Origin of the sequence: Ralstonia sp. Ralssp135, from assembly GCF_047304345.1 — a bacterium.
GTDB lineage: Bacteria > Pseudomonadota > Gammaproteobacteria > Burkholderiales > Burkholderiaceae > Ralstonia > Ralstonia chuxiongensis.
The window spans coordinates 1-14098 of record NZ_JBGLYZ010000066.1; the positions used below are offsets into that span (position 1 = coordinate 1).

General features: G+C 66.0%; 9 protein-coding genes. 1 reads left to right on the top strand and 8 read right to left on the bottom strand.

The genetic code is table 11. The features are described 5' to 3' along the window. On the top strand, positions 1–7672 hold a 7672-nt coding region (locus tag ACCD03_RS24800; protein WP_413413210.1), incomplete at its 5' end, for a glutamate cyclase domain-containing protein. Between the two features lie 64 nt (positions 7673–7736). Here the strand turns inward: ACCD03_RS24800 and ACCD03_RS24805 are convergent. The 8 genes from ACCD03_RS24805 to ACCD03_RS24840 all read right to left on the bottom strand — a co-directional run. Continuing rightward, the gene (locus tag ACCD03_RS24805; RefSeq protein WP_413413211.1) at positions 7737–8804 is read right to left on the bottom strand and encodes a flagellar biosynthesis protein FlhB; all 1068 of its coding nucleotides are present in this window, start codon (positions 8802–8804) and stop codon (positions 7737–7739) included. Then, a complete protein-coding gene (gene sctT / locus ACCD03_RS24810; RefSeq protein WP_253534651.1) occupies positions 8801–9577 on the bottom strand; it encodes a type III secretion system export apparatus subunit SctT in 777 nt (258 codons plus the stop codon). The genes ACCD03_RS24805 and sctT overlap by 4 nt, the downstream gene beginning before the upstream one ends. A 28-nt stretch (positions 9578–9605) precedes the next feature. Then, complete coding sequence (locus ACCD03_RS24815) at positions 9606–10100, bottom strand: hypothetical protein (protein WP_413413212.1); 495 nt, start codon at positions 10098–10100, stop codon at positions 9606–9608. Beyond that, positions 10097–11455: a FliI/YscN family ATPase gene (locus ACCD03_RS24820; RefSeq protein WP_413413213.1), complete on the bottom strand. Its 1359-nt coding sequence runs from the start codon at positions 11453–11455 to the stop codon at positions 10097–10099. The genes ACCD03_RS24815 and ACCD03_RS24820 overlap by 4 nt, the downstream gene beginning before the upstream one ends. Next, positions 11452–12057, bottom strand: coding sequence for a type III secretion system stator protein SctL (gene sctL, locus ACCD03_RS24825; protein ID WP_413413214.1), 606 nt, complete (start codon positions 12055–12057; stop codon positions 11452–11454). The genes ACCD03_RS24820 and sctL overlap by 4 nt, the downstream gene beginning before the upstream one ends. Beyond that, the gene (locus tag ACCD03_RS24830; RefSeq protein WP_413413215.1) at positions 12039–12701 is read right to left on the bottom strand and encodes a SctK family type III secretion system sorting platform protein; all 663 of its coding nucleotides are present in this window, start codon (positions 12699–12701) and stop codon (positions 12039–12041) included. Before ACCD03_RS24830 ends, sctL begins: the two co-directional genes overlap by 19 nt. After that, positions 12698–13465: a type III secretion system inner membrane ring lipoprotein SctJ gene (gene sctJ / locus ACCD03_RS24835; protein WP_052672743.1), complete on the bottom strand. Its 768-nt coding sequence runs from the start codon at positions 13463–13465 to the stop codon at positions 12698–12700. Before sctJ ends, ACCD03_RS24830 begins: the two co-directional genes overlap by 4 nt. Before the next feature lies 1 nt (position 13466). After that, on the bottom strand, positions 13467–14098 hold a 632-nt coding region (locus ACCD03_RS24840; RefSeq protein WP_413413216.1), incomplete at its 5' end, for a hypothetical protein.

The window sequence follows — 14098 nt, forward strand, 5'->3', positions numbered from 1 at the left end:
CCCACCCACCCCTGAGCAGAAACAAGCAGCCGCCGACGCCAAAACCAAGACCGACGCGGCCATCCAGACGGCCAACACGGCGGTCAACGACTACATCAACAACGGCGACGACTCCAAGGCCGCCCAGGCCAAGCTCGACAAGCCGCTTTCGGACGTCATCAACTCGGTGCAGAACGAGCTGCGCCGGCAGGCCGACGAAGCGCCCGCTGGCGGCGAGAAGAAAGCCATCGAAGACGCAGCGGACGCCATCAAGAAACGCGACCCCGATGCCAAATGGCTCGACAAGATCGTCGACGATGCAAAGGACGCGGTGGAGAAGCAAGACCCGAGCCAGCGCACCGCATCGGAAGCGCGCGACGGCGTGCTCGACGCGCAAGACAAGCTGCAGGATGCGCAGAACATCAAGGTCACCAACAGGACCATCGCTGAAGACAAGCAGGACTCGATCAACACGGCGCAGACCAACCTGGACAAGGCCATCCAGGACTTCAAGACCGCCATTGGCGGCGAGCTTTCAAGCTATGAGAACTTCGGCTCGGGCGATAACCTGAAGGCGGCCAACGACGCTGCCGATGCGCTGGCAAAGGCCCACCCCGATTGGGACGACGGCAGCCTCGCGTTTGCCAGGAACATCGCCACAGCCGATGCGATCCAGTACCAGATCAACCACATCAACCCGAACGACCCAACGCTGTCGGCGCAGGACAAGGCGCTCGCCACCAACGATCCAGTGCAGTTCGCGTGCGTGCAGCTTGCGCGGCCGCACGCCAATGACAAGAACGCCGAGCAGATCTACGAACAGATCGGCGCAGCCAGCTACGACGTGCGCGTGAACTACACCAAGGATCAGGTCGCGGCCAAGATGAAGGCGGGCGATGCGCAGGGCGCGCTGAAGATCCTGTCGACCAACATGAACGACGTGTCGGTCACCAGCGCCGACCCCGACGCGCGCGACCATCTGTACCAGGTGGCCGGCGCGCCGTTCTTCAACGCACACAGCGACTACTTCAACAAGCAGATCAGCGACCTCACCCAGGTCTACAAGTACAACCCCGACGACCCCGACGCCAGTCGCAAGATGGCCGACAGCACCGTCAAATACGATGCCGTCGGCAAATGGATGAAGGACCTGGCCAAGGTGGCGCCACCCGAGGTGGCAAACAACCTGCTGACCACCGTAGAAGATCGCTTCAACGACAACGGCAACTGGTTCCAGAGCAACGCCGGCGCCGACACGTCGGGACTCGTGCCCCACGGCTCGGACTTTTACGGCGGCTTGAGCCTGACGGCTGCCGTGGCCGATTCGCCGCGCTTTGCCAGTGACCAGTCGAGCACCGACCACGCCCAGCAGGTTGCCAACTGGCTGACCACCAACTCGAATGCCAAATCGTTCCTCTACAGCATGCAGACCTCCGGTTCGGGGGGGAGCATGCCGTCGTGGGTGCCGGTGCAGAACGCCGTGGGCGACGGCAACGGCGCCACGGTCACCAACGCGCTGATCCAGCAGCACGGCAAGGACTTGCCCAACGCCGACATGCTGCAACGCGCATTCGACCGCGGCAACGAGAAGGTCCAGCAAAAGCAGGCAGAGGCTGACTACAAGACGTTCCAGTCCGACCAGAATGCGGGGCTGAAGAACATCTTCGGGCAGATGTCCAAGGCCACCTTCGGCAAGGACACGCCGCTTTACAACGACAAGGCGCAGTCTTTCACCGGCCCTGATGCCGACACGCAGCTCAAAAACTACATCGGCGGCGCGCTGATGATCCAGGCTGACAACGCCGGCGCGCAGAGCAGCGGCACCACCGGCACAGCGTGGTTCACCAGCGGCAACAGCACCAAGATCATCGACGAGGTCAACAAGAAGATCCACGAGGTGGGTGGCGACAACCCAACCGTGAAAGCCATTCCGATTGCCTACGTGGATAAGAGCGCAGGCGTGATGCCGACAGCGTTGTTCGAAGTCACCGACAAAAATGGGGGCAAGCCGCACTACATCGACGATCGCGGCTGGGACTACGAGAACCTCGACGACTACCGCCATAACAACGCCCTGTCTGACGGTGGCACGATCTACGTGCCGAAGAACCTTGCGGGCACTGTGGCGCTCGACAGCAAGGGCATCCCTGACGTCGATCACTTCAGCGCGCACATCACCACAACGGGGCAAAAGATCCGGCACGTTGTCGACATCGTGGCCGGCGTGGCCACGGCGGTGGGCGGGGTGATCCTGTCGGTCGGCACATTCGGCGGCGCATCGATTGTGGGCGGCGCCATGGTGGCGGTGGGCACAGGCTGGATCGTTGGCGAATCCGTCGACCACCTCAACACGCTGGCCGACCACGGCCGCTCGTGGTCGCCCACCAACCCCGAGGCCTTTAACGACTGGCTAGCCATCGTCACATCCGCAGCGGGCGAATACAGCCTGGCCGGCAAGGGGGTGTCCGCGCTGTCGGAAGCGGCGGCGGCCTCAAAGATGTTCACGCTCACGCGCTCGGCTTCGGATTTGGTGGCCGGTGGCGGCGGCATCGTCATGACGGGCGCGCAGGTCAAGGACCTGCTGATGTACGGCGACCGGATGTCGGGCGAGCAGAAAGCCGAATCCATCATGTTCCTGGGTCTCGGCCTGGGCCAGGTGGGCGCAACGCGCATGCTCGAACGAGTTGGCCTGTCGCAAGGCACGGAGCGCGTCGGCCTGCTCAACGCCCTGAAGAACAACGCCGACCGCTACAAGCCCACCGAGGTGGTGCCCGAGCCCACCACGGTGGCTGCCAATGACCCAGCCAGCGCGGGCCGGCCCACGACCGACCCGACCACCGAGCCAGTGATCACGCAAGCCAGCGGCAAGACGACGGAGCCTGCCGGCACCACCGCTGGCAACGATGGGAAAGACGGCACGATGGGCAAGCCCGGAACCGACCCGATCGACCCGGCCACAGGCAAGCCCAAAACAGCAGGCGAGCTCCCCCCTGAACCCGGCAAAACGGGCACGCCGGGCGACGAAGGCAATCCAACCAACACGGGACCCGCCCGCCCTTCGCGGCCGCTGCCGGGCGCTTTGGATGACCTCGCCAACCCGGAAGTCACGCTCACGAACTTTACCGACACGCAAAAGGCACTCGACGCCGGCACGCAAAACGCGCTGTCGCAGCATGCCGACCTTTTGCTTGACGCGGAGAATTACCGTACCAGCGGGACCACCGCTGGCCGTCACCCGCGTGGCATTGGCGTGCGGCGCCTGGCCAGCGCGCTTTCGAAGATGAGCGATGAGCAGCGGCAACTCATCCTGAGCAAGGCCGAGTTCGCGCACGATACCGCCAACATCAAAGACCCGGTGCGCATGAGCTGGCGCCAGCGCATGCAGCTCTATCGCGGCAAGTCGTCGGTATTCGGGCGCACGGCCGATCGCATCATGTCGCCGGTGGACCGCATCCAGGCCATGTTCATCGACCGCGGCATCCGCAACTTCTTCGTCAAGGGCGGGACCGAAGATGCCGCCGCCGCGCTGATGGGCAAGCGCATCCTGATGGTGACCGGCTTTACAGTGGGGCGCGACCCAACGACCGGCCGCATGCTGCCGGAAACCGATGGCCCCGTCGGCACAGGCGAGAAAGCCGCCACGCTCGCGCAGGCCGGCTACGACATTACCGTCGCCACCGACTCGGCCAACATGCCCGTGCTCCAGTCGGTGCTCGATACATATCCGGGCGGCCACCTCGTCAAGCTCGAGCTGTTCGATGCCAAGCGCGGCCAGCCCGCGCGCGATGCGGCCAACGAACTGCTCGACCGCGTGCAGCCCGAAGCCGTGGTGGCCATCGAGCTGCCGGCGCGCAATGCCGACGGCGATTACCTGAACATGCGCGGCATCTCGGTCGCCGACGTCAATGCGCCGAAAGACCAGATCGTTCTGGAGGCCAACAAGCGCAAGGGCATCGTCACGGTGGGCGTGGGAGACGGCGGCAACGAAGCCGGCATGGGCAGCCTGCGCAGCAAGATCCCGCCGGTCACGCTGGCCGACGGCAGCACGGTCGATTTCGCGTCGACGGTGCCGGTGGACTTTCCTGTCACGGCGTGGAACTCCAACTTTGGCGCGCAGGCCATCCTGGCCAATATGCTGCGCAACATGGGGCGGCTGGATCTCATGCCCAAGCCGGAGCAACTGCACGCGGCCATCAAGGCTTCGGTGGATGCCGGTGCGGTGGATGGCGTGAGCCGCAAGGGCGAAGCCAGCGTCGACGGTTTCGCCTCGCAGGTGCACCAGGGCATGCTCGTGCTGCTGCGTAACGCCATGAACCACATGCCTGACGGCAAGACGTTTGACGAGGCCACGCCAAACGAACCCTTCACCGTTGCCGCTTTCGACTCCAGCAACGGCGGGCTGATCGCGGCCAAGAACATGCTGGCAATCATCAAGGCCGAAACGGGGGAAGACCTGCAGATGGTGCCGGTGGTGGACCATGCCAACGCGCCCTACGGCCCCAAGAGCCCCGATACGCTCATCCGGCTGGTGGGCAATGGCCTGCAGACCGCACAGCGCCTGAAGGCGGCCATGGTGGCCATGGCGTGCAACACCGCGTGTACGGCGTTCCCGAAAGCGCTGGACAACGTGGATGTGCCTGTCATCAACCTGATTGACGTGACCTCGCGCGCCATGGTCGAACACGGCGGTGACCGCCCTGCCGTCATCGCCACAGCAGGCACCGTCAAGAGCGGCGCATACCAGAACAAGGTCGCTGAGCTGACCAATGGCGACATCACACCGCAGGCTGTGGCAGCCCACAAATTTGCGGATTTCGTCAACGACCTCAAGCACAAGAGCGATGACCCGGCGGTGAAGGCGGAGCTGCAAGCCGCCTCGGACAAATACGTGGAGGAACTCGACCCGAATACCACGTCTTTGTGGCTGTGCTGTACGCACTACCCGGCCATGAAGGATTTTCTCGTGACCTCGCTGCAGAAGCGCGGCATGGATATTCCCGTGATCGATCCGATGGAGTACCAGGCCAAGGCCCTGCTCAACCAGATCGGGAAGGCTGAGTGGCACGTACCCAGCGCCGCCTATTCCACCGACCCTTACGTCGTGACTTCCGGCAAGACCGGGCCCGTGAGCGAATCGGTGCAGAACCTGATGGAGCGCCTCAACGTGCCCGTGCAGCGCGTGCGCAGGTTCGGCCCCGGCAAGACGCTGGACGGCACCATCCCGCCGAACCCGCGCATGGAGCCCACGCCCATCAGCAACGCCGTGATGGCGCTGTTCAACCCCGACATGGCGCGCATTGAAAACCCGAAGGGGGTCGACAACGCCGCCGCCGCGCTACAGGACAGCAACCGCATCCTGGTGCTAGCCGGTGCCCGCAATGCGCATGGCGCTGTCGACACCGACGGCATTGCCGGCGCCGCCGTGTTTGGCCACGACATGCAGGCATCAGGCAAGCAGGTCGTCTATGTGGTCCCGCACCAAGCGGTGCCCGCGCTCGATGCCGCCCTTCAGGCACGCGGCGCGGCGGTCAACGACTACAGCATCGTCCCGTTCGATGCAGCCCCCGGCGAGCCGGCACGCACCACAGCGCAAGACCTCATCAACCAGGAGTCGCCCGACACGATAGTCTCGATCAACGTGCACGGTCGCAACGCCGATGGCCGGTATATCGACCAGAACGGTAACGACGTCACTGACCAGACCGTGCCGCTGGATGAAGTGGTCGCAGCCGGCTGGAAGACCGATGGCGTGACCACCATCGGCGTAGGCTCGCGCGGGCATGAGGCCGGCATGGGCAACACGCGCCGCACGGCCCCGCAAGTGACGCTGCCCGACGGCACCGTGGTCGACCCCCGCTCCGTTGTACCGGCCGACCACTACGTGAGCGCATCGAACTCAAACTGGGGCGCGCACGGCCTTGCGGCATCTGCACTGAAGGCCGCCGGCCGCACGGATTTGCTCAGCACGCACCAGCAGCACATGGACGCGCTCCAGGCCAGTGCCAACGCCGGGGCGGTTGATGGCGTCACCGGCCGCACCGATCCGACCGTGGGCGGGCACGACAGCAACACTTACCAGACCGTTGTGCAGATGATCAATCTGGCCGCCGGCAAGAAGCCTGACGTGCCCCCACCAGCGGCAGCAAACGCGACGGGGCCGAAGGGTCCGGACAGCCCGTCGCCGGACACGCCCGCACCCGGCACGCAGGCCTCCAGCAGCAAGCCCACGGAGCCCAGCACCCCGCCAATCAAGACCGGCGAGGCCGGCGACGATGGCAACGGCAACCCGCCCACCGAGCCGAACAGCGCCGCCAGCGCCGGAGAACCCAAGCGCAAGCCGTGGATCCGGTGGATCTTCGCGGGCTCGCTGACGGGGGCGTTCTCCACGGCTGCGAGTTCCGCCACGCTCACCGGAAGCGCCGCCACGCATGCGGTATTCGACCCCTCCGTCACGAGTCCGCTTTCATTCATGTATCGCGGCAGCATCGCGGCGCTGCGCGCCAACAAGACACGCGCGATCAACGAGCAGCTTGGCAAGCTGGGGACGGAGGACTCCGCCTCGGCGCTGGCGTGGCTCAAAGCCAACGTGCGCGATCAGGCCGGCCGTTGGGGGCTGTCAAAGACAGACCGCGCGGCCATCGGTGAAGCGCTGGATCATTTCCAAGCCAACCCGGACGCCCTCACCGATGCGCTAAGCAAGAAAAACAACCCCGACGCCCAGACTGAGCGCGACGTGCAGCGCCTGCAAGCGCTCACGAGCGCACCGGCGAAACTGCTTTCTCCAAAGAGCCCCATTGGCCGCGCCAACGACACGCTGCAACTGCTCACGCTGGCGCTCAACAACGGCAACACGGCTTACTGGTTTGCCACGCATGGGGCACACCTGAACACGCCATCGTTCTGGAGCAATGCGCTGTTCCTGAGCGCCAACCTGGCGCTGTCCAGCCGGAACTTTGCCGGCCGCCTGGGCGCTACGTTTAACGACAAGCCGACCAACACGAGCCCGTGGCTCAACCGTGCCCAGGCGTTCACGATGTCGCTGTACACGGTCGGTTCGGTACCCCTGGCGATGAACGACGCGCTCATGCATACGAACAGCCCGGCCATGGGCGCCACCAAGGCGGCACTGGACCTGGCATTCGGTGCAGGCGCCCTGCGCATTGCCGGCGACCTGATGCCCAAGGTCGGCCAACGGCTGCCAAGCAACGCCATGCTGCCTGGCGGGGTGATCCTGGGTGTGGCGGCGGTCACGCGCTTCGGCATCGAGCTGTTCGTGCCCAACCAGGCGGCCAAGCCAGCCGTTGCTCAAGTGCAGGCCAGCGGCAACGGGCAGGATCAGAACAACCAGCCCATTGCCGCGTTCCCGCTGCCCGACATGCAAGGCGTGAGCGGTGACGTGCTGCGCGCCAACGCTCCGCACGCGTTACCTTCGATCGGCACGGCCACCTCGCCGCAGTACGCGATCGTCGGCCCTGGCGACACGCTCTGGCAACTGAGCGCTGCCGATGCCGCCAAACTGCTCGGCACCACGAGCCCGGCATCCGAGCCGCGTACGCTTGCCGCATTCGACAAGCTGCCGCCGATGAACAGCCAGTTCGACTGGGCCGCGCTGGACGGCAATCCGTACACGCAGGGCGCAACGGGGCAGGACCCGGATCTTGTTGTCCCGGGCGACATCGTGCGGATCGGATAACGGGGAAGGTGAGCCATCAACGGCGGGCGCAGCAGTCAGGCGCCCGCTGTTTTCTTGTGCGCGCTCAGGAGGTGGACGACACGTACGGATTGCCCACCGCATCCGCGCCTTCAGCCCAGCGCAGCAGCGCCGCCACATCGCGGAACAACGTGCGGTCAATGGTGGTATCCATCGGCACGGTGTCGTGCAGGCGCTCCGCCAGACCCGCGTTGGCTGCGGTCGGCACGAGGTGGTATTCGGCCATCTGCCGGATGCGCTGGACAGATTCGCCGCTGCCCTTGGCGATCACCATCGGCAACGTGCCATCGCCGGGGTAATACAGCGCCACCGCATGCCGCGCGCTGAACACGATGGCGGTAGCAATGCGCATGCGATCTTCCAGCGCGCTGTATTGCACCTCCAATGCAAGCTGGCGACGGCGCCCCACGATGTGCGGATCGCCTTGCAGCTCGCGATGTTCACGGCGCAGTTCTTCGGTAGACATGCGGTTCTTTTTGAAGAATTCGAAACGCACGTGCCAGTAGTCCAGCGCGGCCATCAGCACATACACCACCGCCGCCCAGCCGAACAGCAGAAGAATCATGTGCGCGACCACGGCCAGGATGGCCGCCGGCCGCCCGTAGCCCGCCTGCAGCGGCAACGCCAACGACCCGCGAATCACCACGAACAGCGTCAGCGCCAGGCAAGCCACCTTGAACAGCATGATGGCCAGGCCGATCAGGTTGCGCACGGAGAACATGCGCTGGATGCCCTCCCCCGGATTGAGCCGCGACATTTTCGGCGTCAGGCGTTTGGGCGCGAACATGCCGCCCACCTGGGCAAACGCACCCAGCACCGCCAGCACGGTCACCAGCACCAGGACGGCTGCGCTCAACAGGATCCACTCTGCCCCCGCCGATACCAACGCCTGCCGCACCGCCGCGGCCGGGTCGCGCGCCTGCGCCACGGCGCTCACGTTCTGTATCAGCAGGCCGCGCATGCGTTCGAGCAACCACGGGCCGCCTTGCCACAACAGCACGAGCATCCCGATAAAGACCAGCGCGCTCGTCACGTCCGTGCTGCGGACGACTTCGCCTTCGCGCCGCGCGTCCTCCAGCCGGCGCTGTGTGGGCTTGTGCTGTTTCTCGCTCATGAGCCGGGGTTGTGCAGCAGCGCGCGCAACAGCCAGACCATCTCGCCGTTGCCGGCCAGGAAGGTGCGCATCGATTCAAAGACAAAGCCGAGGAACAGCACCATCATCAGCACGGCCAGCAGGCTCTTCACCGGCTGGGCGAACAGGAACACGTTCAACTGCGGCACCGAGCGGTTGATCAACCCGATGCCCAGCTCCGCCACCACCAGCACGATGATCACGGGTGCGGCCAGCTTGAGCGTCCAGCCGAGCACGCTATCGGCCTCGTGCACCGCAAACTGCTCCAGCGCAACCGATGCGCTTGGCAACATGCGCTCGATCGGCCAAAGCTTGTACGACTCGAAGAACGCACCGAGCATCACATGCAGGCCGCCGCCCGTGACGAACAGCGTGACAGCCATGAAGCCGAGAAAGCTGGCGGTCGGCCCGCTCTCATGCCCGGCCACCGGGTCAAAGAACGATGCGTTGCCCGAGCCGGTCTGAAAGTCGATCAGGTGGCCGATGTTCTCGATGGCCCAAAGCAGCGCGCCAAACGCCATGCCGAGCAGCACGCCGATCAGCGCCTCCTTGAGCGCCAGCGCCATCCACAGGCCGCCGCCCTGCACGTTCATTGCCGCGCCCGCCATGGACGGCGCCACGAACACCGCCAGGATGGCGATAAACCCGCTACGCACCATGCCCGTCACCACCCGCCCGCTGAACACGGGCACGATGAACATGATGGGCAGCAGACGCGGCAGCACCAGCAGCGCCTGCCGGAACAGGCCTTCCATGGAGTGGGGATCGAACCCTTGCATCGGCTCAGGTGGTGATCTTCGGGCTGACCAACTGGCGGGCAAGCTGGGCTTCAAGCGCAGCGTCTTCTTCCTGCCATTCCGCCGCGCGGCGCTGTGCTGCCACCACGCGCTGCTCGGCGCGGTCGACGGCTTCACACTTGGCGTTCGCGCGGGCCACATGCCGCTGGGCGCGTGCCTGCGCCATCTGCTCGGCCGCCAGCGCAGTGCCGGTCTGCGTGGATTCGACGTGCGCGTTGACGATGGCACGATCCAGCGCCAGCCGCGCGGCATTGGCGCCGCACAGCAGCGCGACGGCGCTGCGCGCGTCTTCACGCACGGCCTGTTCAATGGCAGCGTCGTGCGCAGAGCGCGCCGATACCGTTTGCTGCAACCCTTGCTGCGCCGCCGCGTTCTGCGCGGCTGCCTGGGCCACCAGGGCAGCCTGCTTCTGCGCACGCGCCATGGCGCCGAGCTTGCGCGCTTCGCGCACGCGGGCGAGCTGACGCAGCACATCGCTCATAGCGCCCCCACCACGGCTTCGAGGTCGGCCACGGTGCGCTCCAGCTTCACACGCGCATCGGCGTCTTGCTCAAAGAAGCGCCCGAGCGCGGCATGGGCGCGCAATGCGGTATCGCCCAGCGCATCACTGCCCTCGCGGTATTCGCCAATCTGCACGAGCAATTCGATCTCCTGGTATTTGGCCAGCAGCTCGCGCACGCGTTGCGCGGCGGCGCGGTGCGCGGGCGTGGTCACCTGCGGCATCACACGGCTGATGCTGGCCAGCAAATCGATGGCCGGATAGCGCCCCGCCAGCGCCTGCTTGCGCGACAGCACGATGTGCCCGTCGACGATGGAGCGCACCTCTTCGGCAATCGGATCGCTCTCTTCATCGCCCTCCACCAGCACGGTGTAGAAGGCGGTGATGACACCGTGCGCACCCGCACCCGCCCGCTCCAGCAATTGCGGCAATACCGAGAACGTGGAGGGCGGAAAACTGCGCCGCGTGGGCGGCTCGCCGCTCGCCAGCCCGACCTCGCGCTGCGCCCGCGCAAACCGCGTGAGTGAATCCACCAGCAGCAGCACGTTCTTGCCGCGGTCACGGAAATACTCGGCCACGGCGGTTGCCACCAGCGCGCACTTCACGCGCTCCATGGCCGGGCGGTCAGACGTAGATACCACCAGCACCGTCTTGCGCCGCGTCGCCTCCGGCAGGCAGAGCTCCAGAAATTCACGCACTTCGCGCCCGCGCTCGCCAATCAGCGCGATGACGTTGACGTCGCTCTGCGCGCCGCGCGCGATCATGCCAAGCAGGGTGCTCTTGCCCACGCCCGACGGCGCAAAGATGCCCAGCCGCTGGCCGATGCCCACCGTCAGCATGGCGTCGATGGCACGCACGCCGGTGGAAAGCGGCGCGTCGATGCGGCGGCGTGACAACGGGCTGGGCGGCTCTGCATGCGTTGAAACACGCTCGTTGGTGAATAGCGGCCCGCCGTCATCCATGGGCGCGCCCAGCCCATCGAGCACACGGCCAAGCAACGCATCGCCCACGCCAAAGCGATGCGCGCTGCCGGATGGAATCACCTCCGTGGCGGCCGACAAGCCGTGCACGCTGCCCAGCGGCGTCAGCAAGGTGGTCTGCCGCTCGAAACCAACGACTTCCGCATAGATGCTGCGCTCGCCAGGCGTGCGCAATTCGCACACCTCGCCCAGCCGCGCCTGGATACCCGATGCATTGAGCATGAGCCCAACCGCACGGTGAATGCGCCCGCGCATCTGGACGCCCGTAGCCATGCCGTCGGCGCGCTCCAGCACGTCGCGCAGGCTACGTTCCAGATCGCCCGCGTCGATGATGTGGCTGACGGCGGGTTCGGTCATGCTTCGTCCCCAACGAGTGCGGCGTGCAGCGCAGCCAGTTGCGTGTCGATGCCGGCTTCGACCACGCCGGATGCGGTCTCCACCACCAGCGCCTCTTCCGACAGGCTGGCATCGGGCACCACGCGCACGCGGCGGGTACCGTCGGTCATGGTTCCCAGCACACGCTCCAGATCCGCCACCTGCTGCGGGGCGATGCGCACCGTCAGCACGGGTTCGTGTTCGACCAGCGTTTCAATGCGCGCGAAGGCCTTGGCATAGATCGCCTCGCGCGGCAGATCGGCCGCCAGCTCGCGCACGGTGCGCGTGACGAGTTCGGCCATCAGCTGCTTCATGGCCGCCAAGGCACGCGCGTTGGCAAGCGCATCGGCGTACAGCCGCATGGCGGCTTCGCGTTCGCCCTTTTCATAGCCTTCGTCGTAGCCGGCCTTGAGTCGTTGCTCGCGTTGCGCCTCGGCATCTTCCAGCAGGCGCTCACGTTCTTCCTGTGCGTTGCCGAGAATGCTCGTGGCATCGAGCAGCGCTGCATACTCGTGCTGCTTGAGCACCTTGCGCTCGCTCAGGATATGCAGCTTGTCGGTGGTAATCAGAAAAGCCAGTCCCATGCCGGCACCTGTTCAGGAATCAAGCTCAGCCGCAGCAGCTCGCCCAGTTCTGCGCGTTGCGTGCGGCCCAGCAAATACGGCGGCCGATCGGCATCGGCCGCGTTACGCGGAAACTTCAACGCCAGCCGACGGAGGACGGCCGGCCCAAACGGCACCAGAAAATCAGTCAGCAACCGGCGCCCACGGGCGCGCAGCGTTTCCACCGCTAGGCGCGGGTACTGACGCTGCGCCTGCAGGGTCTCGGCAACGGCCTCGAAGGCCGGCATGCGCTCCAACGCAAATGCCACCAGCGGTGCGCCGAACGCCAGATCGATGGCCTGCCGCGTCTTGCGCGAGACTTCACCCTCGCGCAGCCATTGGCGATGTAGGCACAGGCCGCAGCACACGGCCATGCGCTCCAGAGCGTCGGCGGGCAATAACGCGATGCGCTTTTCCACGGCGGCAAAGTCGTAGTCCCATTCGCCCTGCAACTGATGGGCTTGGAGCAACGCTCGCGCCAGCACGGCGCGCCCTGCCTCGCCATAACGGGCGGGGTCGCGCAGCGCCAGCGGCCAATCCGCCGGCAACCACGACGCGTCGATATAGCGATCCGGCCGCAGGTTGAACGTGGCAACCAGCCCTGCCAGGCGCGCATCGGTGGTCATGACGCGCGCTCCGGCCTACGTCCGCTGAGGTTGTCGAACACGCCGCGCCGCCATGCCACAAGACCCGTCACAACAAGCGCCGCGACGATCAGCAAGCCAAGCAACCACACCAGGGGGTTGCGCGTGCTGAATGTGCCCAGCAACGCCGCGCCCTTTCGCGCGTCCACGGGCACCGGCTGTGCGCCCTGCAAGAACAGCGATACGTTGTCGTAGCTCAGCCCTTCAATGCTGTGCGCGACCAGGTCTTTCACCATCGGCGCCATGGCGGTGAGGTTCACACCGGGCCGGTAGCGGATGTACACAGCAGCGGAGGCTGGCTTGGCCTTGTCGGCCAGCGGATCATTCTCGGGAATGACGACGTGCACGTGCGCCAGCATCACGCCGTCCACATCCAGCAGCGTGCGCGACAGCTCCTGCGATACGCCGTAGATGTAGCGCACGCGCTCTTCAGCAGGCGTGGCCACCAGCCCCTGTTTCTGGAACACCTGGCCAAGCGATGCCAGGCGCGGGCGCGGCAGGCCCTGCGCACGCAGCACGGCCAGCGAAGGGCCCATGTCGGCCTGGTCGACGGTAAGCGTCCAGGTACGGCCCTCCTGGCCCTGCCCGTCCTGCACGAGCTTCTGCCCGCTGATGCCTGCCGCCGATAGCGCGGCCACCATCTCGTTGACCTCGACCTCCGACAGGCCGGTGTACAGCTCCTGCTCGCACCCGGCCAGGCCGAAGAGGCAGGCAAGCGCCATCAGCACACCCAGCAATCGGTTCATGTCAGCCTTCCTGGTTCTTCAGCAGCGAGTGGCTCACGCCGTTGGCGGCCTGCGCAAAGCTCATGTCCATCTGGTACTCGGCCAGCGTCATCGAGGCGAAGTAGCTGAAGTCAGCCAGCTTCACCATCGTCATGGTCACGTCCATGCTGTCGAGCGAGTCGAGCATCTCCTGCCGCTTGCTGTTGATGCTGGTGTAGCGCTCGTTGAGGTCATGGCCGTAGTCGCGCCACTGGCCCATCGCACCGTCGGCACCGGGCCCGCGCGTGAACGAGAACGACACATCCGGCACCGGCGATGGCGTTGCGTTGGAGGCCATCGGAATGGGCTGCGCCGGCAGCGTGGCCGGCTGCACCGTCGTGGTGGCAACCGGGCGCATCATGCCGCCAAACTGCTGGGCGTCGGTGGGCATGGCGGCCTGCGTAGCCGGAGTGCCGATGCCCTGCTCGACCTGCCCCGGGCCTTGGGCCGCATACGCCGCGGGGTTCACCTGCGCGGCCTGGCTGGCACCGGCAGCGCCGCCGGCTTGCGCCTGTGCGGCCTGAGTCGCGGCAACGGCCGCAATCGCATTCGCTTCGATCGACATCGTGCCCTCCTGAATTCGGTGAAGCGGCGGCCGGCCGCGCCCGCCGCCGG

Bases quoted from the DNA above. Each gene is read 5' to 3' on its own strand.
- sctJ (WP_052672743.1), bottom strand. From the start codon at position 13,465: ATGAACCGATTGCTGGGTGTGCTGATGGCGCTTGCCTGCCTCTTCGGC.
- ACCD03_RS24820 (WP_413413213.1), bottom strand. From the start codon at position 11,455: ATGACCGAACCCGCCGTCAGCCACATCATCGACGCGGGCGATCTGGAA.
- ACCD03_RS24805 (WP_413413211.1), bottom strand. From the start codon at position 8,804: ATGAGCGAGAAACAGCACAAGCCCACACAGCGCCGGCTGGAGGACGCG.
- ACCD03_RS24830 (WP_413413215.1), bottom strand. From the start codon at position 12,701: ATGACCACCGATGCGCGCCTGGCAGGGCTGGTTGCCACGTTCAACCTG.
- sctL (WP_413413214.1), bottom strand. From the start codon at position 12,057: ATGGGACTGGCTTTTCTGATTACCACCGACAAGCTGCATATCCTGAGC.
- ACCD03_RS24815 (WP_413413212.1), bottom strand. From the start codon at position 10,100: ATGAGCGATGTGCTGCGTCAGCTCGCCCGCGTGCGCGAAGCGCGCAAG.
- sctT (WP_253534651.1), bottom strand. From the start codon at position 9,577: ATGGAAGGCCTGTTCCGGCAGGCGCTGCTGGTGCTGCCGCGTCTGCTG.